Below are 24,716 nucleotides of genomic sequence, written 5' to 3'. Positions count from 1 at the left end.
TTTCTTATTTTCTCAGTGAATGCTTTGCCATATCTAATTCAAAGTGCAGGTCGTCGATGTCCTCCTTCATCAGTTCATGAAGATCCTCTTCCAGCCTTCTGGAGAGCTCTGCCAGAGTCATTCTCGTCTCACTCAAGGACATTGATAAATCTTTATTTTTTCGCGGCTGTGAGGAGAGCAGAGCATACTTTTCCGTCAGTTCCACAACAGAATCAAGCGTTTGATAATAGAAACGCTCTGCCTGATAAAAACGCTTCGGCTCCTGCTTTGTGAGCAGATATATTCGTCGGGTTATCCGCAGTATCTCTGCATTCTGCTTCAGCATTTGTATACTTTTAGAGCGAAAAAGCGCCCTGCGTAATCGGATGATTTTACCCTTTGCTTCCTCAAGATTTTCCTTGATATAAGCATATTCTTTTCTTGTCAGCCGGTGTTTTTTTAAAAAGAGACGCTTCGCATTCCACAGACCGGCCGCACTGGCTGCGGCTCCGCTGGCTGCCCCGTATAAAAGCGAATACAGAAAAGGCTGATGCCCTATCGTAAAGAAGGTTATCCCCGCTAATACAAAAACTGTGCTGCCGCAAAGCGTCCATTTCATATATTGAATAAACGGTTTCATACTTGATCGACTCCTATTTATTCACTTTTATCAGTATTATCTATTACATTCCATGTCTAAACAAGTTCCTCTTCTATCGTATCAGTTCTTTTATAAAAAGTGTAAAAACTCCTCTGATTTCAGGCAAAAAAAAGACCCTTTTCAGGGTTAAGAATATAACGTCGGTGTATGAAGGCTTTTCAGTTTACGAACGAAAAATTCATAATTCGGATCAGAGGTCGGAGTGGAAACTACTTTCTTCTCACACTCTAAACATATAAATTTCGTATAAATATGGATTCCCCTGCTTTTTTTGGTTTCACACACAATACATGTTTCTTCATGGCTGGACGTTTCATTCATTTTGCCCACCTCCGTATGAATAGCCTTCCCTTAAGCTGTTGATTGTATACACAATTTGGACCTTTTTGAAGTTTGCAATTAGTATATGGGTGTTTCCGTATTTCGGTGTTTGTTTTGTTTTTATTCAAAAACAAAAAAGGCAGCTCATGATGAGCTGCCTTTACCATAATATAGCTTGGCGGCGTCCTACTCTCACAGGGGGAAACCCCCGACTACCATCGGCGCTGAAGAGCTTAACTTCCGTGTTCGGCATGGGAACGGGTGTGACCTCTTCGCTATCGCCACCAAACCATTGAGAGTGTTCTCTCAAAACTAGATAACAGTAAGCATACATTCAAATTGGTTAAGTCCTCGATCGATTAGTATCTGTCAGCTCCATGTGTCGCCACACTTCCACCTCAGACCTATCAACCTGATCATCTTTCAGGGATCTTACTTCCTTGCGGAATGGGAAATCTCATCTTGAGGGGGGCTTCATGCTTAGATGCTTTCAGCACTTATCCCGTCCGCACATAGCTACCCAGCGATGCCCTTGGCAGAACAACTGGTACACCAGCGGTGCGTCCATCCCGGTCCTCTCGTACTAAGGACAGCTCCTCTCAAATTTCCTGCGCCCGCGACGGATAGGGACCGAACTGTCTCACGACGTTCTGAACCCAGCTCGCGTACCGCTTTAATGGGCGAACAGCCCAACCCTTGGGACCGACTACAGCCCCAGGATGCGATGAGCCGACATCGAGGTGCCAAACCTCCCCGTCGATGTGGACTCTTGGGGGAGATAAGCCTGTTATCCCCGGGGTAGCTTTTATCCGTTGAGCGATGGCCCTTCCATGCGGAACCACCGGATCACTAAGCCCGACTTTCGTCCCTGCTCGACTTGTAGGTCTCGCAGTCAAGCTCCCTTGTGCCTTTACACTCTGCGAATGATTTCCAACCATTCTGAGGGAACCTTTGGGCGCCTCCGTTACCTTTTAGGAGGCGACCGCCCCAGTCAAACTGCCCACCTGACACTGTCTCCCCGCCCGATAAGGGCGGCGGGTTAGAAGGTCAATACAGCCAGGGTAGTATCCCACCGATGCCTCCACCGAAGCTGGCGCTCCGGTTTCCAAGGCTCCTACCTATCCTGTACAAGCTGTACCAACATTCAATATCAGGCTGCAGTAAAGCTCCACGGGGTCTTTCCGTCCTGTCGCGGGTAACCTGCATCTTCACAGGTACTATAATTTCACCGAGTCTCTCGTTGAGACAGTGCCCAGATCGTTGCGCCTTTCGTGCGGGTCGGAACTTACCCGACAAGGAATTTCGCTACCTTAGGACCGTTATAGTTACGGCCGCCGTTTACTGGGGCTTCAATTCGCACCTTCGCTTACGCTAAGCGCTCCTCTTAACCTTCCAGCACCGGGCAGGCGTCAGCCCCTATACTTCGCCTTACGGCTTCGCAGAGACCTGTGTTTTTGCTAAACAGTCGCCTGGGCCTATTCACTGCGGCTCTCTCGGGCTTGCACCCTAACAGAGCACCCCTTCTCCCGAAGTTACGGGGTCATTTTGCCGAGTTCCTTAACGAGAGTTCTCTCGATCACCTTAGGATTCTCTCCTCGCCTACCTGTGTCGGTTTGCGGTACGGGCACCTCTCACCTCGCTAGAGGCTTTTCTTGGCAGTGTGGAATCAGGAACTTCGCTACTATAATTCGCTCGCCATCACAGCTCAGCCTTCACGGGAAACGGATTTGCCTATTTCCCAGCCTAACTGCTTGGACGCGGATATCCAATACCGCGCTTACCCTATCCTCCTGCGTCCCCCCATTGCTCAAATGGTGAGGAGGTGGTACAGGAATATCAACCTGTTGTCCATCGCCTACGCCTTTCGGCCTCGGCTTAGGTCCCGACTAACCCTGAGCGGACGAGCCTTCCTCAGGAAACCTTAGGCATTCGGTGGAGGGGATTCTCACCCCTCTTTCGCTACTCATACCGGCATTCTCACTTCTAAGCGCTCCACAAGTCCTTCCGGTCTTGCTTCACAGCCCTTAGAACGCTCTCCTACCACTGTTCGAAGAACAGTCCGCAGCTTCGGTGATACGTTTAGCCCCGGTACATTTTCGGCGCAGAGTCACTCGACCAGTGAGCTATTACGCACTCTTTAAATGGTGGCTGCTTCTAAGCCAACATCCTGGTTGTCTAAGCAACTCCACATCCTTTTCCACTTAACGTATACTTTGGGACCTTAGCTGGCGGTCTGGGCTGTTTCCCTTTCGACTACGGATCTTATCACTCGCAGTCTGACTCCCAAGGATAAGTCATCGGCATTCGGAGTTTGACTGAATTCGGTAACCCGGTAGGGGCCCCTAGTCCAATCAGTGCTCTACCTCCGAGACTCTTACCTTGAGGCTAGCCCTAAAGCTATTTCGGAGAGAACCAGCTATCTCCAGGTTCGATTGGCATTTCACCCCTACCCACACCTCATCCCCGCACTTTTCAACGTGCGTGGGTTCGGGCCTCCATTCAGTGTTACCTGAACTTCACCCTGGACATGGGTAGATCACCTGGTTTCGGGTCTACGACCACGTACTCAATTCGCCCTATTCAGACTCGCTTTCGCTGCGGCTCCGCATCTTCTGCTTAACCTTGCACGGGATCGTAACTCGCCGGTTCATTCTACAAAAGGCACGCCATCACCCGTTAACGGGCTCTGACTACTTGTAGGCACACGGTTTCAGGATCTCTTTCACTCCCCTTCCGGGGTGCTTTTCACCTTTCCCTCACGGTACTGGTTCACTATCGGTCACTAGGGAGTATTTAGCCTTGGGAGATGGTCCTCCCGGATTCCGACGGAATTTCACGTGTTCCGCCGTACTCAGGATCCACTCAGGAGAGAACGAAGTTTTGACTACAGGGCTGTTACCTCCTATGGCGGGCCTTTCCAGACCTCTTCATCTACCTCGTTCCTTTGTAACTCCGTACAGAGTGTCCTACAACCCCAAGAGGCAAGCCTCTTGGTTTGGGCTGGTCCCGTTTCGCTCGCCGCTACTCAGGGAATCGCATTTGCTTTCTCTTCCTCCGGGTACTTAGATGTTTCAGTTCCCCGGGTCTGCCTTCTCATATCCTATGTATTCAGATATGGATACCACTCCATTACGAGTGGTGGGTTTCCCCATTCGGAAATCTCCGGATCAAAGCTTGCTTACAGCTCCCCGAAGCATATCGGTGTTCGTCCCGTCCTTCATCGGCTCCTAGTGCCAAGGCATCCACCGTGCGCCCTTTCTAACTTAACCGTTAAAAAGAATCACTACGTGATATCTTGCATTACTAATTGAATGTGAATTACTTCTGTTATCTAGTTTTCAAAGAACACGTTGGTGGAGCCTAGCGGGATCGAACCGCTGACCTCCTGCGTGCAAAGCAGGCGCTCTCCCAGCTGAGCTAAGGCCCCGTATTGGGTAAAGATGGTGGGCCTGAGTGGACTCGAACCACCGACCTCACGCTTATCAGGCGTGCGCTCTAACCAGCTGAGCTACAGGCCCATCTACCATATGAAAGAATCAAAGTTCCTTCAAAACTAAACAAGACAGGGAACGTTCTGTTTATAAGACCCAAGGTCTTATATTCCGTTAAAATCCTTAGAAAGGAGGTGATCCAGCCGCACCTTCCGATACGGCTACCTTGTTACGACTTCACCCCAATCATCTGTCCCACCTTCGGCGGCTGGCTCCTAAAAGGTTACCTCACCGACTTCGGGTGTTACAAACTCTCGTGGTGTGACGGGCGGTGTGTACAAGGCCCGGGAACGTATTCACCGCGGCATGCTGATCCGCGATTACTAGCGATTCCAGCTTCACGCAGTCGAGTTGCAGACTGCGATCCGAACTGAGAACAGATTTGTGGGATTGGCTTAACCTCGCGGTTTCGCTGCCCTTTGTTCTGTCCATTGTAGCACGTGTGTAGCCCAGGTCATAAGGGGCATGATGATTTGACGTCATCCCCACCTTCCTCCGGTTTGTCACCGGCAGTCACCTTAGAGTGCCCAACTGAATGCTGGCAACTAAGATCAAGGGTTGCGCTCGTTGCGGGACTTAACCCAACATCTCACGACACGAGCTGACGACAACCATGCACCACCTGTCACTCTGCCCCCGAAGGGGACGTCCTATCTCTAGGATTGTCAGAGGATGTCAAGACCTGGTAAGGTTCTTCGCGTTGCTTCGAATTAAACCACATGCTCCACCGCTTGTGCGGGCCCCCGTCAATTCCTTTGAGTTTCAGTCTTGCGACCGTACTCCCCAGGCGGAGTGCTTAATGCGTTAGCTGCAGCACTAAGGGGCGGAAACCCCCTAACACTTAGCACTCATCGTTTACGGCGTGGACTACCAGGGTATCTAATCCTGTTCGCTCCCCACGCTTTCGCTCCTCAGCGTCAGTTACAGACCAGAGAGTCGCCTTCGCCACTGGTGTTCCTCCACATCTCTACGCATTTCACCGCTACACGTGGAATTCCACTCTCCTCTTCTGCACTCAAGTTCCCCAGTTTCCAATGACCCTCCCCGGTTGAGCCGGGGGCTTTCACATCAGACTTAAGAAACCGCCTGCGAGCCCTTTACGCCCAATAATTCCGGACAACGCTTGCCACCTACGTATTACCGCGGCTGCTGGCACGTAGTTAGCCGTGGCTTTCTGGTTAGGTACCGTCAAGGTGCCGCCCTATTTGAACGGCACTTGTTCTTCCCTAACAACAGAGCTTTACGATCCGAAAACCTTCATCACTCACGCGGCGTTGCTCCGTCAGACTTTCGTCCATTGCGGAAGATTCCCTACTGCTGCCTCCCGTAGGAGTCTGGGCCGTGTCTCAGTCCCAGTGTGGCCGATCACCCTCTCAGGTCGGCTACGCATCGTCGCCTTGGTGAGCCGTTACCTCACCAACTAGCTAATGCGCCGCGGGTCCATCTGTAAGTGGTAGCCGAAGCCACCTTTTATGTCTGAACCATGCGGTTCAGACAACCATCCGGTATTAGCCCCGGTTTCCCGGAGTTATCCCAGTCTTACAGGCAGGTTACCCACGTGTTACTCACCCGTCCGCCGCTAACATCAGGGAGCAAGCTCCCATCTGTCCGCTCGACTTGCATGTATTAGGCACGCCGCCAGCGTTCGTCCTGAGCCAGGATCAAACTCTCCGATAAAGTAGTTTGACTGACTACGCACATCACTGTGCGATTTATTTAAAACTTTGAATTAACAGGTACGTTTTGTCTTGTTTAGTTTTCAAAGAACTTTGTCCATCGCTCTTGAAGCGACTTAATTATTGTAACATATCAGTGTCGATGTCGTCAATAACTTTTTAAAGTTTCTTTTTCAAGAATTCGTTTCGTCATCAGCGACGTATATTAGAATACCACCCTTGATCCAACATGTCAACAATAATCGATAAATTAAATGATGAAGCGTTTAATGACTATCAAAGCTGCGATGCCGGGAATCCCCAGAATCCCGCTGATGCCCGTTGTAATCAGGTTAACAGGGATATGAATACCGAGACTGCCTCCGAACAAGTTCACACCCACCAGCAGAATCGCACCGGCAATAAACTTAATCGCAGTCACACCAATCCATCTTAACGGTTTTGAAGATACTCCCCATAAAAAAAGCAAAGCAACCAGACCGACAATCAAACCGATAATGAAAAAAGGCTCCATGAATCTTCCCCCTCGCTTGTTTAGTACAAGCTTATGAGAAGATCCCGGAGAATAGACCTCTTACTTCCATCTGCTCATTTTCAAATTCCGCTGCTTCGCTTCTTTCAAATAAAAAAAGTACTTAGATTCAGCGACTTTCAGCTCAAACAACACCTCAGCGGAGGGCTCGAGACTTTTCTCGACCAGACTCTTCTGTCTGTTCCATTCTTCTTTTTGTTTAAAGAGCTGTTCTATCAGCTTCTCGTCAAACTCTTTTCTTAATGTATTTCTGCGAAGAAAACCCATGCCTTGCTTTTTCCTCCCTTATAATTCACGTCTTCCTTCAAGAGCTTTTGAAAGAGTGACCTCATCAGCATATTCCAAATCACCGCCGACGGGCAGACCGTGGGCAATACGGGAGAGCTTGATGCCTGAGGGCTTTAACAGCCTTGATATATACATCGCTGTTGCTTCCCCTTCAATATTAGGGTTGGTTGCGAGAATAACTTCTGTCACTTGATCATCCTGAAGACGTTTCAGCAGCTCCGGAATCTTAATATCCTCCGGGCCGATGCCGTCCATTGGTGAAATCGCGCCGTGAAGAACATGGTACTGGCCGTTATATTCCTTCATTTTCTCCATTGCGATCACATCCTTAGGGTCCTGCACGACACAAATAACAGACTTATCCCTTCTTGTGTCCTCACATATATAACAAGGGTCTTGATCTGTTATATGTCCGCAAATCGAGCAATATGTCAGATTCCGCTTCGCATTGACAAGCGCCTTAGCAAAATCCAATACTGTGTCTTCTTTCATACCTAGAACAAAAAAAGCCAGACGAACCGCTGTTTTCGGTCCGATCCCTGGCAATTTCATAAAGCTGTCAATCAGCTTTGATATTGGTTCAGGATACTGCATGTTTATTTATCCCCCTAGAATAAACCCGGTATGTTCATTCCTTTTGTAAATTGTCCCATTGTCTCATTCGTCATGTCATCCACTTTTTTGAGGGCGTCGTTTGTCGCAGCAAGAACCAGGTCCTGAAGCATTTCGATATCTTCCGGATCAACGACTTCTTCTTTAATGGCAATGTCTACAACTTCTTTTTGGCCGTTGACTTTTACAGTCACCATACCGCCGCCTGCTGTGCCTTCAAGCACTTTTTCAGCAAGCTCCTCCTGAGCCTTCGCCATATCCTTTTGCATTTTTTGCATTTGTTTCATCATTTTTTGCATGTTTCCCATTCCGCCACGCATATTCAATCACTCTCTTTCATCTTATTAGTCTTTTATTTCGATTAAATCCGCTCCGACAAGTTTTTTCGCCTCTGCAATCAGCGGATCTTCTTCAGCCGGTTCGTTTGATCCTTCACTTTCCTGCTGGTGATCATTTAAAAATTCTTCTCTTATTTTACCCCATTGTGCTTCCGGAACGCCAATCAAATCCATTCTTTTCCCGAGCATTGATTCGAGAATCTGTTCAAGATTCGTACGGACTCCGTTATTGTCTTCTGCAACCATTTTACAATGGATTTCGTATTTAAATTTAAGCACAAATGCCTTTTGAGCAGCAGCCACCGGTTCACTGTCATTCAACAGAGCCGCATGAGACACCTTATTCTGCTGTTTCAGGTGTGCCAGCAGCTTGCCCCAGCTGCTTTTAAGCTGTTCAAGTTCAGGTCTGGTGGCTTCCTTCAATATCTCATGAATTCTTCCGACCGGAGCTTTGTAATGGCTTTTTCCGCCTTTTTGAGGACGCGGAGCTTCTTTCGGAGCGCTTTCCATCTGAACCTTCACACCAGAGGTTTTCAGCCTTTCTACTTCCTGCTCAAGCTGCTGAATCTTATTCATCAGCATGCCGACCTCAGGGATGTCTCCGGCGGATTGCTGTGCCGTCTGGCATATTTTCACGACAGCCACTTCAAAAAAGATTCTTGGGTGGTTCGTCCACTTCATTTCCTGATGGCTTTTGTTCAGGATATCAATCATCTCATATAAAGCGGGGGCCGGTATGTCACCGCTCAGATTCCGAAACGTTTCATCGACCTTCACCTTCTCCAGGACTCCTTCTAAACCGGGAGCGGCCTGGTACAAGAGCATATCCCTGAAATAGAAAATCATATCTTCAATCAGTTTGGCCGCATCTTTCCCTTGCTGGAGCAATTCATTCAGTGTTTCCAATGCCTCGGAAACCTGTTTGCGGTGAAGAGCAGATGCCAGTTTTCCAATATAGTGCTGAGAAACGGCTCCGGTAATGAGCAATGCATCATCCACCGACAGCTCCTCGCCGCTGAATGATACGGCTTGATCGAGCAGGCTCAGCGCGTCCCTCATTCCTCCGTCCGCAGCACTCGCTATGATATCAAGGGCTCCTTCTTCCACCTTCAGCTGCTCTGCATCGACGATTGTCTTCATTCGTCCGACAATTGCTTTGGATGTAATCCGTTTGAAGTCAAAACGCTGACATCTGGAGATAATGGTTAAAGGAATCTTATGAGGCTCAGTCGTAGCTAATATGAAAATGCAATGTGCCGGCGGTTCTTCCAGCGTTTTCAGAAGCGCATTGAATGCGCCGATAGAGAGCATATGCACCTCATCTATAATATATACTTTGTAGGTGACGGCCGACGGGGCGAATTTTACTTTGTCACGGATGTCGCGGATTTCGTCTACGCCGTTATTCGACGCCGCATCTATTTCAATCACATCTGATATAGAGCCGTTTGTGATCCCCTTGCACGCCGCACATTCATTGCACGGTTCTTCTACGGGGGCGTGCTCACAGTTGACTGCTTTCGCAAATATTTTAGCTGCACTGGTTTTTCCCGTTCCCCGCGGTCCAGAAAACAGATATGCATGAGAAAATTTCTTTTGCAAAAGGGCATTTTGCAGCGTTTTCGTAATGTGTTCCTGTCCGACCACATCTTCAAACTGCTGAGGCCTAAATACTCGATATAAAGCTTGGTAACCCACAGGATGCGCCCTCCTCTGTTATTCATCATGTTTATTATACATGAACGTGCTTTTAACGCCAAAACCCGTTTTTCATATACGAAAAAACTCACCTGCCATAAACAGGTGAGTCTGAAATTTGATGATTGATTTACCGTGCACCTTCTGTCGATTCGCTACCCTAAGCGTTACTTAAGCAGTTAGCTCAGCCCAGGCAACCCTGCGGCACATGAGAGGTTTCACTTAATGCTGCTTCCTTCCGGACCTGACATGGTTCATGAATTCCCATTGCGCAGGACCCAGACGTCAACGCCACTTACTTAAGGCAGACCTTACAGTAAACGAACCTCGAGAAGGGATTCGGCCCCGCTAGAGCGGATTGCGGGTACAGGGCACCGCTACCTCCCCGCTTAGCACGGCAAAATAAATATCAAATTTTTATATGCGCACCATTCATGATGCACACATAAGTATATCTGCTTCAGGCAGAAAATGCAACCGTACTACTCAGACAACTTTTTCCTCATGTCTTTCTTTTGCCGGCGCAGCTTTCTGAAAAAAGCGCTGAGCATTTCTCCGCACTCTTCTCCGAGCACGCCGCTCACCACTTCCGCTTGGTGGTTGAACCGCTCTTCCTGCAAGAGGTTCATCAGCGTTCCTGTACAGCCCCCCTTGGGATCAAATGCGCCGAATACGACCTTATCGACTCTCGAAAGCACGACGGCTCCCGCACACATCGGACACGGCTCCAAAGTGACATAAAGAACGGCATCCTCAAGTCTCCATGTCCCCAGCTTACGGCACGCTTCGTCTATCGCCAGCATTTCGGCGTGGGCAAGCGACCTCTGTTCAGTCTCCCGCAGATTATGCGCCCGCGCCACGATCTCATCGTGCAAAACAAGAACTGCTCCGATCGGCACTTCACCTTTCGCTTCGGCTTTCTTCGCTTCTTTTATGGCTTCTCTCATATAATATTCATCATTCATAGGTTCGAGCTCTCTTCTTAAGTTTTTTCATGTCTCATAAAGGTTAAAATAGGAATACCCCAGCAGAAAGGAGTTGCCGGTATTGTCTGAACCTAACAACACAGCCCTTCTGATTGTCGATATGATTAACAATTTTCAATTTGATATGGGCGAACGTCTTGCTGAAAAAACCAAACAAATTGTCCCCCGTATTTTATCATTAAAGAAGCATGCAAAACAAAACAACTGGCCGATTATTTATATTAATGATCATTACGGGCTCTGGAAGGCTGATATTGATGCCATCAGGGAGGAATGCAGCAACGACAGAAGCGCCCCCATTATAAAAGATATTTCGCCTCAGCCGGATGATTATTTTCTCATTAAACCGAAGCATTCCGCTTTTTACGAAACGGCGCTTCACACCCTTCTGACCGAATTACAAGTGAACCGATTAGTCATCACGGGGATTGCCGGGAACATTTGTGTGCTGTTCACGGCCAACGACGCCTATATGAGAGAATACAGCATTGCCATTCCGAAAGACTGCACCGCTTCCAATAACGACGAAGACAATGATTTCGCTTTGACCATGATGGAGAATGTTCTCTTCGCAGAAATAACCACGGAAAAACAAATTACCGCCGAAAAATAAACATGATCAGCCTCCTTTTTTCATATATTTGATAGCGGATATGAAAGGAGGCGTTTTTCATTCAGATCTATATAGTGAAACGGGGCGACACGCTTTCCGCTATTGCGGCGCGCTACCGGACTGCCGCAAATGTCATTGCGGAAGCAAATAAACTGCCTAATCCAAATACATTGGTTGTCGGACAAACCCTTGTCATCCCGATTGAGGGTCAATATTACGAAGTGAAACAAGGTGATACTCTCGCGGCAATCGCCGGCCGTTTTCATATATCGGCCGCGGAGCTTGCGAGGGTTAACGGAATTCAGCCCGGCACCACATTGAGAGCCGGAACCCGCCTTTACATTCCGCAGCAGGCGAATAAGCCCGATATCGAATCAAATGCATATATAGAACCGCGGGGAACGAGCGTAAGCGCTAATCTCCAACAGGCGGCAAGGGAGGCCTCTCCTTATTTAACATACCTCGGCGCATTCAGTTTTCAAGTGCAGCGGAACGGGACTTTAAAGGAACCGCCTTTGACCAATTTAAAAAGCATCAGTGACAGGCACAACACCACACTGATGATGATCATCACCAACCTTGAAAATGACGCATTCAGCGATGAACTCGGGCGGCTCATCTTGAATGACAATACAGTGAAAACAAAACTCTTTCAGGAAATCGTCTCCACGGCTAAAAAGTACGGCTTTCGCGATATTCACTTTGATTTCGAATATTTACGTCCACAGGACAGAGAAGCCTACAATCGTTTTTTACGTGAAGCGAGGACGATTTTTCATCGGGAAGGCTGGAAGATTTCAACGGCGCTTGCTCCGAAAACGAGCGCGACTCAGGCCGGCAAATGGTACGAAGCACATGACTATAGGGCACATGGAGAAATCGTCGACTTTGTCGTGATCATGACATATGAGTGGGGGTACAGCGGAGGCCCGGCTCAGGCCGTATCACCTATCGGCCCTGTAAGAAATGTCATTGAGTACGCGCTGACGGAAATGCCTTCTTCAAAAATCGTCATGGGCCAGAATATGTACGGCTATGATTGGACACTGCCTTTTAAACAGGGAACGACAGCCAAAGCCGTCAGTCCTCAGCAGGCAATCGCTCTGGCAGCACGCCATAAAGTCGACATTCAATATGACGAAACCGCCCAGGCTCCATTCTTCCGATACACGGATGAAAATCAGAGACGGCATGAAGTATGGTTTGAAGACGCACGATCCATTCAAGCGAAATTCAATTTAATTAAAGAACTTCATTTAAGAGGAATCAGCTATTGGAAACTCGGCCTTTCTTTCCCGCAAAACTGGCTTTTGCTCGGCGATCAATTTCATATTGTGAAAGAGACGTTTCGTTAATTGGAAGCGTCTTTTTTCATGGGCTTTTCTGAGAGTGTGATACAATATAAAGGCCGGCAGCTGACGGATGTTTGCAGAATTAAGGAGGATTTTCAATGAACAGAGCCCCTTTTATCGCGGTAGAAGGTCCTATCGGGGCAGGAAAAACGACACTCGCTACGATGCTTTCTGAAGAGCTCGGTTTTCCTATGATTAATGAGATTGTGGAAGACAACCCTTATCTCGATAAGTTTTATGACAATATCGAGGAGTGGAGTTTCCAGCTTGAAATGTTTTTTCTATGTCACAGGTATAAACAGCTTGAAGACACCGATCGAGATTATTTAAAACAAGGACAGCCCGTTTTGTCCGATTATCATATTTATAAAAATGTTATTTTCGCAGAGCGTACATTGCACGGCCAAAAGCTTGAGAAGTATAAGCAGATCTATCACCTGCTCACTCACGACCTGCCGAAGCCGAATATCATTGTATACATAAAGGCAAGCCTGCCGACATTGCTTCAACGCATCGAAAAACGCGGGCGCCCGTTTGAGAAAAATATCGAGCATCAATATCTGGAACGTCTCATTACAGATTACGACACAGCCATCAGACAGCTTCAGGAAGAAGACCCGGATATATCTGTACTGACCATTGACGGTGATACTGAAGACTTTGTTTTGAATAAGACAGACTATGAAAGAATTGCCCGTCAGGTAAAGGAGCTTATTAAATGAAAGACATTCATATTCCAAACAACGCCATTATAACAGTAGCGGGAACGGTAGGAGTCGGAAAATCGACTTTGACCAAAGCTTTAGCAAAACGGCTCGGGTTTCATACCTCACTCGAGGAAGTGGATGAAAACCCTTATTTAGAGAAGTTTTATCACGATTTTGAACGTTGGAGCTTCCATTTACAAATTTATTTTCTGGCTGAGCGGTTCAAAGAGCAGAAAAACATGTTTGAATCAGGCGGCGGATTCGTGCAGGACCGTTCGATTTATGAAGATACAGGCATATTCGCAAAAATGCATGCCGATAAAGGAACCATGTCGCTGACAGATTACACAACATACACAAGCCTATTTGAGGCGATGGTCATGACGCCGTACTTCCCGCATCCTGATGTTTTGATCTATTTAGAAGGCGACCTTGAAAACATTATAAACCGGATTGAAAAGCGGGGCCGCGAGATGGAGCTGCAGACAAACCGCTCTTATTGGGAAGAGATGTATACACGGTACGAAGACTGGATCAGCGGTTTTAACGCCTGCCCTGTGCTGAAAGTGCGCATTGAAGATTATGACCTTGAAGCTGATGAACAGTCACTGGAACCTTTGATCGAAAAAATCAGTCACGTGATCAACGAAAACAGAAATAAATAAAAACAGCAAAGCGATTTTCCCCGGACAGAGAAAATCGCTTTTTTTGCATATAAAAAATCCGCTGCATCACATGCAGCGGACAAAACAATCTCCAATATATGCTCGAGTTTCATTAGGTTTAAAATCAATATGGCGGAGGAAGAGGGATTCGAACCCCCGCGGGCTTTGACACCCCTGTCGGTTTTCAAGACCGATCCCTTCAGCCAGACTTGGGTATTCCTCCGTATCGACATTTAATAATATAACACATGACCTAAATTTCAGTCAAGCGCTTTTTCATATTTTTTATTTCATTTCTTAAACGGCTTGTCCGTCAGCTTTACTATCATACAAAAGTCTTGCGTCCAATTCAACCTCAGTATGCCATACGGGCAGGAAAACACAGTAAAAATCAAGAATAGATTCAAACAGATAACCTGCTCATAAAGGTGGAGAACATAATGAAAATCATTATTGCACCGGATTCTTTCAAAGAAAGCATGACATCAAAAGAAGCCGCTGACAGCATAGAAAAAGGATTCAAAGCGGTCTTCCCTGACGCGGAATATATCAAGATACCCGCGGCCGACGGCGGAGAAGGAACCGTTCAGGCTTTGACGGATGCCACTGGCGGAAGCATCATCAAAAAAACTGTGACCGGTCCGCTGGGAATGCCGGTAAACGCCGCATATGGACTTCTGGGAGACGGACGCACAGCAGTCATTGAAATGGCGGAAGCATCGGGACTTCATCTCGTTCCCCGCCATCTCAGAGATCCGTTGAACACAACGACAAGAGGAACGGGTGAACTGATAGCAGATGCAGCTTCCCGCGGGGCGGGTGAGATCATCATCGGGCTTGGCGGGAGCGCAACCAATGACGGCGGAACAGGAATGGCGAGCGCGCTCGGTGTGCGTTTCTTAAATGAGGAAGGTCAGGAGATACCTGATGGCGGAGGCGCTCTGCACACCCTAGCTTCTATTGATATAAGCGGTCTCTCTCCTGATCTGAAACATACCCGTATCCGTGCCGCATGTGATGTCGAAAATCCTCTGACCGGTAAAAACGGCGCGTCATATGTCTTCGGCCCGCAAAAAGGGGCATCCGAGAAGACTAAAGTTGTATTGGATCGCAACTTACGCCATTTCGCTGACGTATTGAGACGTCAGCACGATATCGAAGCGGATACCGTAAAAGGCGCGGGCGCCGCAGGGGGACTGGGCGCCGGACTGATCGCTTTCTTACAGGCAGAACTTCAAAGCGGGATTGATGTTGTATTAGATACACTGTCCTTCTCAGATCAGATAAGAGGCGCTGACCTTGTCATTACCGGAGAGGGGCAGATAGACGGACAAACGATATTCGGCAAAACCCCCGCCGGGATCGCCGCACGCGCATCTGCTCAAGAAATTCCCGTTATCGCATTGGCGGGCTCCTTAGGCAAAAATTTCGAGCAAGTTTACAGCGCAGGAATAACGGCTGTATTTTCTATCGTGCCGGGTGCTGTAAGTCTTGAAGACGCCTTAGCATCCGGCCGTTTTAACCTTGAAAGCACAGCCCGGAATGCCGCCGCTCTATACCGGGCAGCAAAAAAGGCGCGCCTCTAGGGCGCACCTTTTACGGTTTGATGACTTCTTTATTTCCCATATAAGGACGAAGCACTTTCGGAATGATGACACTTCCGTCTTCCTGCTGATAGTTTTCTAAGATGGCAGCTACTGTTCTGCCGACTGCAAGACCTGAACCGTTTAATGTATGCACATGCTCCGGCTTGCCTTTCGCTTCGCGTCTGAATCGAATGTTTGCGCGTCTCGCCTGGAAGGCCTCAAAGTTACTGCAAGAAGAAATTTCACGGTATGTGTCTTGGCTTGGAATCCATACCTCAATATCGTACTTTTTCGCGGCTGTAAAGCCGAGATCACCGGTACACATGCTCATGACACGATACGGCAGTTCAAGCAGCTGAAGCACCCGCTCAGCTTGATTCGTCAGTTTTTCAAGCTCTTCATAAGAATCTTCCGGCTTCACGAATTTCACAAGCTCAACCTTGTTGAACTGATGCTGGCGGATCAAACCGCGTGTATCACGGCCGGCAGATCCCGCTTCTGAACGGAAGCAAGCGCTGAATGCGGCATAATTGATCGGCAGGTTCTCACCGGATAAGATTTCATCGCGGTGCATATTTGTAATCGGCACTTCCGCCGTCGGAATTAAGAAATAATCTTCTTCTCTGATTTTAAAAGCATCCTCTTCAAATTTAGGAAGCTGTCCCGTACCTGTCATGCTCGTACGGTTTACCATATAAGGAGGAATGACTTCCGTGTAATCATATTCATCAACGTGAAGATCCAGCATAAAGTTGTAGAGCGCGCGTTCGAGGCGGGCGCCTAATCCTTTATAAAACACAAACCGGCTGCCTGTTACTTTTGAAGCGCGTTCGAAATCAAGAATGTTTAAATGGTCTGCGATATCCCAATGCGGTTTCGGCTCATATGAAAATGCCGGCGCCTCTCCCCACTTGCGGATTTCAATGTTATCATCTTCCGTTTCCCCAACGGGCACTGAATCGTGCGGGATGTTCGGAATAGACAGAAGGATGGTTTCGAGCGTCGTTTCGACAGTACGAAGCTCTTCATCAAGCTTCTTAATTTCTTCGCCCACTTCGCGCATCTCTTTAATAATATGATCAGCGTCTTTTTTCTCCCGTTTCAAAACGGCGACCTGCTGAGATACTTCATTGCGTTTTCCCTTCAGTTCTTCTACTTTACCGATAAGCTCTCTTCTCTTTTCGTCCAGCTCTTCAAACTTGTCAAAGTCAGATAAGTCTTCGCCTTTTGGAATGAGCTTCGCTTTCACCTCTTGAAAATTGGCTCTCAGCACCTTCGTATCAATCATGCCTAACAACTCCTATCTGTTTTTATCGAAAATAAAAAAGAGCCCTCATCCCCTAAAAGGGACGAGAGCTCTCGCGTTGCCACCCTGATTGAAAACAAGCTCACACTTGCTTCCCGCTTTAACACATAACGGTTTTCCCGTAAATGCCTACTTGGTTTCAGCATTTCGCTCAAGGACGGATTCGGACAGCATCTTTCACCGATTCGCACCACCCATCGGCTCTCTTTGAAAGAGGGGCCCCCTACTGCTTCCTGTCAACGCTTTTCGATCTTTATTTGTGTTTATAATGTACTATAAGTATCAGCGGTTTTCAACTGTTTTATACAGCTGTTTCCTGCTTATGCTTTTCCGCCATCTTCACAAACAGCTCTGTCACCCGGTGATCATCCGTCAGTTCAGGATGGAACGAGCAGCCGAGGAAATTCCCCTGCTTTGCAGCCACGATGCGTCCGTTATGCTCACAAAGCACTTCAACATCTTCTCCGGCTTCTAAAATATGCGGCGCGCGAATAAATACACCCGTAAACGGCTCATCAAGGCCTTTAATCGTCAGATCAGCTTCAAAGCTGTCGACCTGACGTCCAAAGGAATTACGCTCGACGACAACGTTCAACAGCCCTAAATGAGCGTTATCCGTTCCCGCTATCTCTTTGGCTAAAATAATCAGACCGGCGCATGTGCCGAACATCGGCTTGCCTTGGGCGGCAAACTCGCGAAGCGGCTCCATAAAATGATACGTATCCATTAAACGCCGCATCGTCGTGCTTTCCCCGCCCGGCAGGATTAAGCCGTCGATGTCATCCAGCTGTTCAGGACGCTTAATGACGACACCTTTTGAACCACATGCTTCAATTGAACGAATATGTTCTCTTACTGCTCCTTGAAGTCCAAGTACACCAATTGTTAACATGCTTCCAGCTCTCCTATGGTTTTACCAGCCGCGTTCTTGCATACGCTGTTCCGGCAATAGATTTGAGATTTCGATTCCTTTCATCGCTGTGCCTAATTCTTTAGAAAGCTCAGCGATCAGTTTGTAGTCTGTGTAATGAGTCGTTGCTTCAACAATTGCTTTGGCGAATTTAGCAGGGTTGTCTGATTTGAAAATACCTGAACCGACAAATACGCCGTCAGCGCCAAGCTGCATCATCAATGCCGCGTCAGCAGGCGTCGCTACTCCGCCGGCAGCAAAGTTCACTACAGGCAGTTTGCCGTCACGCTTGATTTGAAGAAGCAGTTCATAAGGAGCGCCGAGGTTTTTAGCTTCAGTCATCAGCTCGTCATCGCTCATCGCAACAACTTTGCGCACTTGCGCGTTTACTTTTCTCATATGGCGGACAGCTTCCACAATGTTTCCTGTTCCCGGTTCGCCTTTTGTACGAAGCATGGAAGCTCCTTCGGCGATACGGCGCGTTGCTTCGCCGAGATCACGGCAGCCGCATACGAACGGGACTGTATATTCGTTTTTATTTAAATGAAATTCTTCGTCAGCCGGAGTCAGAACTTCACTTTCATCGATGTAATCTACTCCCATTGCTTCAAGGACACGCGCTTCAACGATATGTCCGATACGCGCTTTTGCCATTACGGGAATGGATACAGCATTCATTACTTCTTCAACGATTGTCGGATCAGCCATGCGGGCAACACCGCCGGCAGCGCGAATATCAGCCGGAACGCGTTCTAACGCCATTACGGCAACAGCTCCCGCCTCTTCCGCAATCTTCGCTTGTTCAGCATTTACAACGTCCATGATGACGCCGCCTTTTTGCATTTCCGCCATGCCGCGTTTTACACGATCAGTACCTGTTTGAGCCATTATTTGGTCCCCCTAGTCAATGTATAGTTAGATAATTTCTATCTCTTATTGTATCCCAGAAATACAATATTTCATATGGGTATTCTTATTTTACAGCGAGATGAATAAGATAGATATCATTTTTTTACTAATAATTTGGTTTTTTCAGTATATTAAGCAAAAGAGCCCTAACTTTCATCAGAGCTCTTTCTTATTTCTTAAAACCAGCCTGTTACCGTGTCAACGGCGCTGTTCCAGATACCGGAGAAGAATCCGCCGATGCCGCGCATCATCTGAACAAACCAGTTTGCTTTATCTACATCATTTTTCGTTACAAGATTCACGCTGAACTCTTTGGATTTGAGGAAGCCATAGTCTTTGTCACTGCCTTTGTATGTAACTGTCAGCGTTCCGACTTTCGTTCCCTTTTTCACAGGAGCCGTGATTTCTTTTTTATCTAAAGTCACTTCGGCTTTATAGTTCTTTTCATCCCCGCTTTTCACAGGAATAGAAAGCGCCTTGTCAGTAACAATATCGACTTGCTTGTCTTTCCCTTTTTCAACGTCAATCGTTTTGTGCCCTTTTACTTGAGAGCCTTCAGGGTAAAGATCTTTCATTGAGAAATTGCTGTTAAATGCGTAATCGAGCATTTTTTTCGTTTCATCAAAACGTCCGGTATGCAGGTTGCCTTTTGCGTTTAATACAACGGTGATGACCCGCATTCCGTTCCGCTGTGCTGTGCTTGTAAAACAAGATCCCGCAGAATCAGTAGAACCCGTTTTTAAGCCGTCAACGCCAGGGTATTCAGAAACAAGACCTTTTAACATGAAGTTCCAGTTCGGCATGTCCATTTCATCATCAGTGCCGGCTCTGAATTTCGTCTTAGCGATGCTTGTTGTTTTGAGAACTTCCGGATAATCAGTGATCAGGCGGTCTGCAAGAAGCGCCATGTCTTTAGCAGAAACTTCACTCTCTTCTTTAACGCCTTCTCCTTGCGGCTGCTTGCCGTGAAGGTCTTCATTCACAAGCCCTGTGGCATTTTTAAAATCATAGTTTGTCATGCCTAATTCTTTGGCTTTCGCATTCATTTCAGCGACAAATTTCGTTTCAGTTCCGGCAAGAATTTCGGCAACTGCAATCGCGGCTCCGTTGGCAGAGTAAATCGCCATAGCCTGATACAGTTCTTTAACCGTGTATTTGCCGTCTTTTCGAAGGGGGACGTTTGATAAACTGTTGTCTTGAGAAATTTCATAGACATAATCATCAGGAGTATACGTTTGATCCCATTTCACTTTTCCTTCTTTAATGGCTTCCAGAAGCAGATATTCAGTCATCATTTTTGTCATGCTGGCAATCGGCAGTCTTTTGTCTGCATTTTTACTGTATAAAATTTTTCCCGATGAAGCCTCAATCATTATCGCAGCTGATGCGTTGACATCAATCGGGTCATTGCCGGCTGCCTCCGCTTTAGACATCGGAACAAAGCAAGTTGCGGCCAGTGCCAGTACCACTAATGACACCAACAGCTGTTTCCATTTCGTGATGTTCAATCTTACGACCTCCGTCATTCATTTTAAATCTATAATTAAGCCGTTAAGGACATATTCAAATTCAAAACACAACAGTATAAATTTTATCACACTCGATATAAAAAAAATAGACAGAGTCAGCGACCCTGTCAAATGTTTTTTATTTGTAACAATTATGAGATTGTGTAGTTTGGTGATTCTTTCGTAATTTGGACATCATGCGGATGACTTTCGCGAAGTCCGGCACCTGTCATACGGATGAATTGAGCCTCTTCTCTTAAAGCGCGCAAGTCTTTTGAACCGCAATATCCCATACCTGAACGAAGACCGCCGACAAGCTGATACACTGTTTCTTCTACAGGACCTTTGTACGGAGTCCGTCCTTCGATACCTTCAGGGACGAATTTCTTATTTTCTTCTTGGAAATATCGGTCTTTACTGCCTTTTTCCATGGCAGCGACAGAACCCATACCCCGATACACTTTAAATCTTCTGCCTTGATAGATTTCAGTCTCTCCCGGGCTTTCTGAAGTACCGGCAAGCAGGCTTCCGAGCATTACGGCATGTCCGCCTGAAGCCAACGCTTTCGTAATATCTCCGGAGAATTTAATACCGCCGTCTGCGATAATTGTCGCGCCGTGTTTTCTCGCTTCAGTGGCACAATCATAAATGGCAGTGATCTGCGGTACGCCTACACCTGCAACGACGCGTGTCGTACAGATAGAACCAGGTCCGATTCCCACTTTGACAATATTTGCTCCGGCTTCAATCAGAGCTTTTGTCGCTTCAGCCGTTGCAACATTTCCTGCGATAATGTTCAGTTCAGGATATGTTTCACGGATTTTCGCAACTGTGTTCAGTACGCCTCTGGAATGTCCGTGAGCCGTATCAACCACGATAACGTCGACATTCGCTTCAACAAGCTTGCTGACGCGTGTCATTGTATCGCCTGTCACGCCTACCGCAGCGCCGACAATAAGGCGTCCGTGTTCATCTTTAGATGAATTCGGGAATTCGATAACCTTTTCAATATCTTTGATCGTGATAAGACCTTTTAATTTGTTTTGGTCATCCACTAACGGAAGTTTTTCAATTTTATGTTTCTGTAAGATTTTTTCTGCTTCGTCTAATGTGGTTCCCACAGAAGCCGTAACCAGCTCTTCTTTTGTCATGACATCACTGATTTTCATTGAATAATCAGAGATAAAGCGAAGATCACGGTTTGTAATGATACCGACAAGCTTTTGATCGTCTTTATTATCTACGATCGGAACACCGGAAATTCTGTATTTCCCCATCAAATGCTCCGCATCGAATACTTGATGATCAGGTGTTAAAAAGAAGGGATTTGTAATAACGCCCCGTTCAGAACGTTTGACTTTGTCAACATGTTCAGCCTGCTGTTCGATGGACATGTTTTTATGGATAATGCCCAAGCCGCCCTGTCTGGCCATCGCAATCGCCATAGCTGATTCTGTTACTGTATCCATTCCCGCACTGATGACAGGAATGTTAAGCTTTAACGTCTTTGTCAGTTCAACAGATAAATCCACATCACGCGGAAGTACGTCTGATTGAGCCGGTACGAGCAGTACATCATCGAACGTTAAGCCTTCTTTTGAAAATTTACTTTCCCACATTAGTAAATCCCCCTCTTTTCGGCAAAATATTATATGTAGATTATCAACTAGAAAACAGCATGTCAAGGAAGCGAAAAAGAGTTGAAATATTTAGATAAAGGAAAGGGTTTAAAAATACATATGAGAGATCATGAGTGGAAAGAGTTATCATTATTTTATTCCGTAGAATCTTCCCAGAAATTTCTAAATAAAGTCTATACAGAAAGCGGCATGGAAGAACCAAAACGATATGCGTTTAAGAACAGTGAGCGCTTCATATTCTTTATCAAACACGCCGAGTCCTTCTATAAGCAGGCATCTCTTTCCCCTTTAGAAATTAAGCCTATTCTGTTGTTTTACGGGATGTCACAATTGCTGAAAGCCTGTCTTCTGACCACAGATCCAAGCTATCCAAGCCACGCCTCAGTACTCGCGCATGGCGTGACTGCCCGGAAACGCAAAAAGCAAAATTACTCCTTTAGGGATGATGAAGTGAAGGTGCAGCGCAATGGTTTATGTATTCATGTAATGAAGCACTTATTCGGGATAGCTGGTCTTGAGGAAGAACGGTACACAATGAAGAAATTGATGACAGCCATACCTGAATTGCATACTGTCTTTTACTTCCAAGAGAAAAAGAATTGGCTGACCCGAGTAGAGCTGAAAGATGACCTTATTTCAGTGCCTGAGCATGCGGTGATTCATTACAATATGTCTGATTCCCGCTTTGCTGAATATATCAGCCATCATTTGAAGTGGTCTTTTCTGAGGAAAGACCATAATCACTTGGTTTTTGAGGCTGACCCGATAGACAAAGAACCTTGGTCTTCGCCAAATTTATTGTTTCACTTGGAGAAAAATCAATATTACATTCCCTCTCAGCGTGATCACTTCCTGCATCTTCCGGAAATGATTATTCATTATTTGGTTCTCTACAATATCGGGATGATTGCGAGATATGAAACGGAGTGGTGGTATGAACTGCTGACACAGCATGTCAGTGATGATTATGTGATGATCCGCCGGTTCTTAGAGGTCACGGAACGCAAATTTCCGTATTACGTTTCTAATTTCCTGAAGCAATACTTATAAACAAAAAAGGCAGCTCATGATGAGCTGCCTTTACCGTAATGATAGCTTGGCGGCGTCCTACTCTCACAGGGGGAAACCCCCGACTACCATCGGCGCTGAAGAGCTTAACTTCCGTGTTCGGCATGGGAACGGGTGTGACCTCTTCGCTATCGCCACCAAACCATTGAGAGTGTTCTCTCAAAACTAGATAACAGTAAGCATACATTCAAATTGGTTAAGTCCTCGATCGATTAGTATCTGTCAGCTCCATGTGTCGCCACACTTCCACCTCAGACCTATCAACCTGATCATCTTTCAGGGATCTTACTTCCTTGCGGAATGGGAAATCTCATCTTGAGGGGGGCTTCATGCTTAGATGCTTTCAGCACTTATCCCGTCCGCACATAGCTACCCAGCGATGCCCTTGGCAGAACAACTGGTACACCAGCGGTGCGTCCATCCCGGTCCTCTCGTACTAAGGACAGCTCCTCTCAAATTTCCTGCGCCCGCGACGGATAGGGACCGAACTGTCTCACGACGTTCTGAACCCAGCTCGCGTACCGCTTTAATGGGCGAACAGCCCAACCCTTGGGACCGACTACAGCCCCAGGATGCGATGAGCCGACATCGAGGTGCCAAACCTCCCCGTCGATGTGGACTCTTGGGGGAGATAAGCCTGTTATCCCCGGGGTAGCTTTTATCCGTTGAGCGATGGCCCTTCCATGCGGAACCACCGGATCACTAAGCCCGACTTTCGTCCCTGCTCGACTTGTAGGTCTCGCAGTCAAGCTCCCTTGTGCCTTTACACTCTGCGAATGATTTCCAACCATTCTGAGGGAACCTTTGGGCGCCTCCGTTACCTTTTAGGAGGCGACCGCCCCAGTCAAACTGCCCACCTGACACTGTCTCCCCGCCCGATAAGGGCGGCGGGTTAGAAGGTCAATACAGCCAGGGTAGTATCCCACCGATGCCTCCACCGAAGCTGGCGCTCCGGTTTCCAAGGCTCCTACCTATCCTGTACAAGCTGTACCAACATTCAATATCAGGCTGCAGTAAAGCTCCACGGGGTCTTTCCGTCCTGTCGCGGGTAACCTGCATCTTCACAGGTACTATAATTTCACCGAGTCTCTCGTTGAGACAGTGCCCAGATCGTTGCGCCTTTCGTGCGGGTCGGAACTTACCCGACAAGGAATTTCGCTACCTTAGGACCGTTATAGTTACGGCCGCCGTTTACTGGGGCTTCAATTCGCACCTTCGCTTACGCTAAGCGCTCCTCTTAACCTTCCAGCACCGGGCAGGCGTCAGCCCCTATACTTCGCCTTACGGCTTCGCAGAGACCTGTGTTTTTGCTAAACAGTCGCCTGGGCCTATTCACTGCGGCTCTCTCGGGCTTGCACCCTAACAGAGCACCCCTTCTCCCGAAGTTACGGGGTCATTTTGCCGAGTTCCTTAACGAGAGTTCTCTCGATCACCTTAGGATTCTCTCCTCGCCTACCTGTGTCGGTTTGCGGTACGGGCACCTCTCACCTCGCTAGAGGCTTTTCTTGGCAGTGTGGAATCAGGAACTTCGCTACTATAATTCGCTCGCCATCACAGCTCAGCCTTCACGGGAAACGGATTTGCCTATTTCCCAGCCTAACTGCTTGGACGCGGATATCCAATACCGCGCTTACCCTATCCTCCTGCGTCCCCCCATTGCTCAAATGGTGAGGAGGTGGTACAGGAATATCAACCTGTTGTCCATCGCCTACGCCTTTCGGCCTCGGCTTAGGTCCCGACTAACCCTGAGCGGACGAGCCTTCCTCAGGAAACCTTAGGCATTCGGTGGAGGGGATTCTCACCCCTCTTTCGCTACTCATACCGGCATTCTCACTTCTAAGCGCTCCACAAGTCCTTCCGGTCTTGCTTC

Annotated in this window: 19 protein-coding genes, 3 tRNA genes, 5 rRNA genes, 1 other RNA gene and 1 other annotated feature (1 of these 29 only partly in view); of the genes, 6 read left to right on the top strand and 22 right to left on the bottom strand. The window is 47.4% G+C overall.

Annotation, left to right across the window (positions count from 1 at the left end):
• Positions 1–4 precede the first annotated feature (4 nt).
• The 14 genes from ACKTRM_RS00190 to tadA form a co-directional block, all read right to left on the bottom strand.
• On the bottom strand, positions 5–619 hold the full coding sequence (locus tag ACKTRM_RS00190; protein WP_011996164.1) for a 5-bromo-4-chloroindolyl phosphate hydrolysis family protein: 615 nt from the start codon (positions 617–619) through the stop codon (positions 5–7).
• Positions 620–766: 147 nt separating this feature from the next.
• Positions 767–961 (bottom strand): sigma factor G inhibitor Gin, encoded by a 195-nt coding sequence (locus tag ACKTRM_RS00185; RefSeq protein WP_007409914.1) that lies wholly within the window; start codon positions 959–961, stop codon positions 767–769.
• A 173-nt stretch (positions 962–1,134) separates the two neighbouring features.
• Positions 1,135–1,250 (bottom strand): 5S ribosomal RNA (gene rrf / locus ACKTRM_RS00180).
• A gap of 50 nt (positions 1,251–1,300) precedes the next feature.
• A 23S ribosomal RNA gene (locus tag ACKTRM_RS00175) occupies positions 1,301–4,230 on the bottom strand.
• An 82-nt stretch (positions 4,231–4,312) separates the two neighbouring features.
• Positions 4,313–4,388: transfer RNA gene (locus ACKTRM_RS00170), tRNA-Ala, on the bottom strand.
• 14 nt (positions 4,389–4,402) lie between these two features.
• Positions 4,403–4,479, bottom strand: a tRNA-Ile gene (locus tag ACKTRM_RS00165).
• 100 nt (positions 4,480–4,579) lie between these two features.
• A 16S ribosomal RNA gene (locus ACKTRM_RS00160) occupies positions 4,580–6,129 on the bottom strand.
• The 16S, 23S and 5S rRNA genes sit together here with 2 tRNA genes alongside, the layout of an rRNA operon.
• A gap of 249 nt (positions 6,130–6,378) precedes the next feature.
• Entirely contained in the window at positions 6,379–6,642 is a 264-nt protein-coding gene (locus tag ACKTRM_RS00155; protein WP_003150686.1) for a pro-sigmaK processing inhibitor BofA family protein, read from the bottom strand.
• Between the two features lie 60 nt (positions 6,643–6,702).
• Positions 6,703–6,927, bottom strand: a complete 225-nt coding sequence (locus tag ACKTRM_RS00150; RefSeq protein ID WP_007408755.1) for a YaaL family protein — start codon at positions 6,925–6,927, stop codon at positions 6,703–6,705.
• 18 nt (positions 6,928–6,945) lie between these two features.
• Positions 6,946–7,542 carry a recombination protein RecR gene (gene recR, locus ACKTRM_RS00145; protein ID WP_003150697.1) on the bottom strand — a complete coding sequence of 199 codons (597 nt, stop codon included), beginning with the start codon at positions 7,540–7,542 and terminating at the stop codon, positions 6,946–6,948.
• 14 nt (positions 7,543–7,556) lie between these two features.
• On the bottom strand, positions 7,557–7,880 hold the full coding sequence (locus ACKTRM_RS00140; RefSeq protein WP_007408754.1) for a YbaB/EbfC family nucleoid-associated protein: 324 nt from the start codon (positions 7,878–7,880) through the stop codon (positions 7,557–7,559).
• A gap of 24 nt (positions 7,881–7,904) precedes the next feature.
• A complete protein-coding gene (gene dnaX / locus ACKTRM_RS00135) occupies positions 7,905–9,596 on the bottom strand; it encodes a DNA polymerase III subunit gamma/tau (RefSeq protein WP_011996162.1) in 1,692 nt (563 codons plus the stop codon).
• 133 nt (positions 9,597–9,729) lie between these two features.
• An RNA gene (ffs, locus tag ACKTRM_RS00130) (signal recognition particle sRNA large type) lies at positions 9,730–9,994 on the bottom strand.
• Between the two features lie 84 nt (positions 9,995–10,078).
• Positions 10,079–10,561 carry a tRNA adenosine(34) deaminase TadA gene (tadA, locus tag ACKTRM_RS00125; RefSeq protein ID WP_007615141.1) on the bottom strand — a complete coding sequence of 161 codons (483 nt, stop codon included), beginning with the start codon at positions 10,559–10,561 and terminating at the stop codon, positions 10,079–10,081.
• 82 nt (positions 10,562–10,643) lie between these two features.
• Here tadA and ACKTRM_RS00120 point away from each other — a divergent pair, with 82 nt between their 5' ends.
• From ACKTRM_RS00120 to dck, 4 genes are all read left to right on the top strand, one after another.
• Entirely contained in the window at positions 10,644–11,195 is a 552-nt protein-coding gene (locus ACKTRM_RS00120) for a cysteine hydrolase family protein (RefSeq protein WP_011996161.1), read from the top strand.
• A gap of 71 nt (positions 11,196–11,266) precedes the next feature.
• Positions 11,267–12,550 carry a LysM peptidoglycan-binding domain-containing protein gene (locus ACKTRM_RS00115; RefSeq protein ID WP_040238645.1) on the top strand — a complete coding sequence of 428 codons (1,284 nt, stop codon included), beginning with the start codon at positions 11,267–11,269 and terminating at the stop codon, positions 12,548–12,550.
• Between the two features lie 95 nt (positions 12,551–12,645).
• A complete protein-coding gene (gene dgk, locus ACKTRM_RS00110) occupies positions 12,646–13,269 on the top strand; it encodes a deoxyguanosine kinase (RefSeq protein ID WP_011996159.1) in 624 nt (207 codons plus the stop codon).
• Positions 13,266–13,919, top strand: coding sequence for a deoxyadenosine/deoxycytidine kinase (dck, locus tag ACKTRM_RS00105; protein WP_007615132.1), 654 nt, complete (start codon positions 13,266–13,268; stop codon positions 13,917–13,919). The genes dgk and dck overlap by 4 nt, the downstream gene beginning before the upstream one ends.
• A gap of 130 nt (positions 13,920–14,049) precedes the next feature.
• Here the strand turns inward: dck and ACKTRM_RS00100 are convergent.
• Positions 14,050–14,142, bottom strand: a tRNA-Ser gene (locus tag ACKTRM_RS00100).
• A gap of 217 nt (positions 14,143–14,359) precedes the next feature.
• Between ACKTRM_RS00100 and ACKTRM_RS00095 the strand changes: the two genes are divergently transcribed.
• Positions 14,360–15,505: a glycerate kinase gene (locus ACKTRM_RS00095; RefSeq protein ID WP_011996158.1), complete on the top strand. Its 1,146-nt coding sequence runs from the start codon at positions 14,360–14,362 to the stop codon at positions 15,503–15,505.
• 10 nt (positions 15,506–15,515) lie between these two features.
• Here ACKTRM_RS00095 and serS read toward each other — a convergent pair whose 3' ends face one another.
• The 5 genes from serS to guaB all read right to left on the bottom strand — a co-directional run bounded on the left by serS (position 15,516) and on the right by guaB (position 21,757).
• Positions 15,516–16,793: a serine--tRNA ligase gene (gene serS / locus ACKTRM_RS00090; protein WP_007408744.1), complete on the bottom strand. Its 1,278-nt coding sequence runs from the start codon at positions 16,791–16,793 to the stop codon at positions 15,516–15,518.
• Positions 16,794–16,847: 54 nt separating this feature from the next.
• Positions 16,848–17,060 (bottom strand) — a binding site (T-box leader).
• A 52-nt stretch (positions 17,061–17,112) separates the two neighbouring features.
• Positions 17,113–17,703, bottom strand: a complete 591-nt coding sequence (gene pdxT / locus ACKTRM_RS00085) for a pyridoxal 5'-phosphate synthase glutaminase subunit PdxT (protein WP_011996157.1) — start codon at positions 17,701–17,703, stop codon at positions 17,113–17,115.
• Positions 17,704–17,724: 21 nt separating this feature from the next.
• On the bottom strand, positions 17,725–18,609 hold the full coding sequence (pdxS, locus tag ACKTRM_RS00080; RefSeq protein ID WP_003150714.1) for a pyridoxal 5'-phosphate synthase lyase subunit PdxS: 885 nt from the start codon (positions 18,607–18,609) through the stop codon (positions 17,725–17,727).
• Between the two features lie 197 nt (positions 18,610–18,806).
• On the bottom strand, positions 18,807–20,138 hold the full coding sequence (gene dacA / locus ACKTRM_RS00075; protein ID WP_011996156.1) for a D-alanyl-D-alanine carboxypeptidase: 1,332 nt from the start codon (positions 20,136–20,138) through the stop codon (positions 18,807–18,809).
• Between the two features lie 152 nt (positions 20,139–20,290).
• Positions 20,291–21,757, bottom strand: a complete 1,467-nt coding sequence (gene guaB, locus ACKTRM_RS00070; protein WP_007408741.1) for an IMP dehydrogenase — start codon at positions 21,755–21,757, stop codon at positions 20,291–20,293.
• 120 nt (positions 21,758–21,877) lie between these two features.
• Here guaB and ACKTRM_RS00065 point away from each other — a divergent pair, with 120 nt between their 5' ends.
• Positions 21,878–22,828, top strand: coding sequence for a YaaC family protein (locus tag ACKTRM_RS00065; RefSeq protein WP_011996155.1), 951 nt, complete (start codon positions 21,878–21,880; stop codon positions 22,826–22,828).
• A gap of 44 nt (positions 22,829–22,872) precedes the next feature.
• Here the strand turns inward: ACKTRM_RS00065 and rrf (ACKTRM_RS00060) are convergent.
• Both rrf (ACKTRM_RS00060) and ACKTRM_RS00055 read right to left on the bottom strand, forming a co-directional pair.
• Positions 22,873–22,988 (bottom strand): 5S ribosomal RNA (gene rrf / locus ACKTRM_RS00060).
• A gap of 50 nt (positions 22,989–23,038) precedes the next feature.
• Positions 23,039–24,716, bottom strand: a 23S ribosomal RNA gene (locus ACKTRM_RS00055); it runs 1,252 nt beyond the window's last position.

Origin of the sequence: Bacillus sp. D7-8, from assembly GCF_052055895.1 — a bacterium.
Taxonomy (GTDB): domain Bacteria; phylum Bacillota; class Bacilli; order Bacillales; family Bacillaceae; genus Bacillus; species Bacillus velezensis.
Note: the sequence above shows the minus strand (reverse complement) of the source record. Positions and strands in the feature narration are given on the sequence as shown.

Coding starts and splice junctions, on each gene's coding strand:
- ACKTRM_RS00190 (WP_011996164.1), bottom strand. CDS start 619: ATGAAACCGTTTATTCAATATATGAAATGGACGCTTTGCGGCAGCACA.
- ACKTRM_RS00185 (WP_007409914.1), bottom strand. CDS start 961: ATGAATGAAACGTCCAGCCATGAAGAAACATGTATTGTGTGTGAAACC.
- ACKTRM_RS00155 (WP_003150686.1), bottom strand. CDS start 6,642: ATGGAGCCTTTTTTCATTATCGGTTTGATTGTCGGTCTGGTTGCTTTG.
- ACKTRM_RS00150 (WP_007408755.1), bottom strand. CDS start 6,927: ATGGGTTTTCTTCGCAGAAATACATTAAGAAAAGAGTTTGACGAGAAG.
- recR (WP_003150697.1), bottom strand. CDS start 7,542: ATGCAGTATCCTGAACCAATATCAAAGCTGATTGACAGCTTTATGAAA.
- ACKTRM_RS00140 (WP_007408754.1), bottom strand. CDS start 7,880: ATGCGTGGCGGAATGGGAAACATGCAAAAAATGATGAAACAAATGCAA.
- tadA (WP_007615141.1), bottom strand. CDS start 10,561: ATGAATGATGAATATTATATGAGAGAAGCCATAAAAGAAGCGAAGAAA.
- dgk (WP_011996159.1), top strand. CDS start 12,646: ATGAACAGAGCCCCTTTTATCGCGGTAGAAGGTCCTATCGGGGCAGGA.
- dck (WP_007615132.1), top strand. CDS start 13,266: ATGAAAGACATTCATATTCCAAACAACGCCATTATAACAGTAGCGGGA.
- ACKTRM_RS00095 (WP_011996158.1), top strand. CDS start 14,360: ATGAAAATCATTATTGCACCGGATTCTTTCAAAGAAAGCATGACATCA.
- serS (WP_007408744.1), bottom strand. CDS start 16,793: ATGATTGATACGAAGGTGCTGAGAGCCAATTTTCAAGAGGTGAAAGCG.
- pdxT (WP_011996157.1), bottom strand. CDS start 17,703: ATGTTAACAATTGGTGTACTTGGACTTCAAGGAGCAGTAAGAGAACAT.
- pdxS (WP_003150714.1), bottom strand. CDS start 18,609: ATGGCTCAAACAGGTACTGATCGTGTAAAACGCGGCATGGCGGAAATG.
- guaB (WP_007408741.1), bottom strand. CDS start 21,757: ATGTGGGAAAGTAAATTTTCAAAAGAAGGCTTAACGTTCGATGATGTA.
- ACKTRM_RS00065 (WP_011996155.1), top strand. CDS start 21,878: ATGAGAGATCATGAGTGGAAAGAGTTATCATTATTTTATTCCGTAGAA.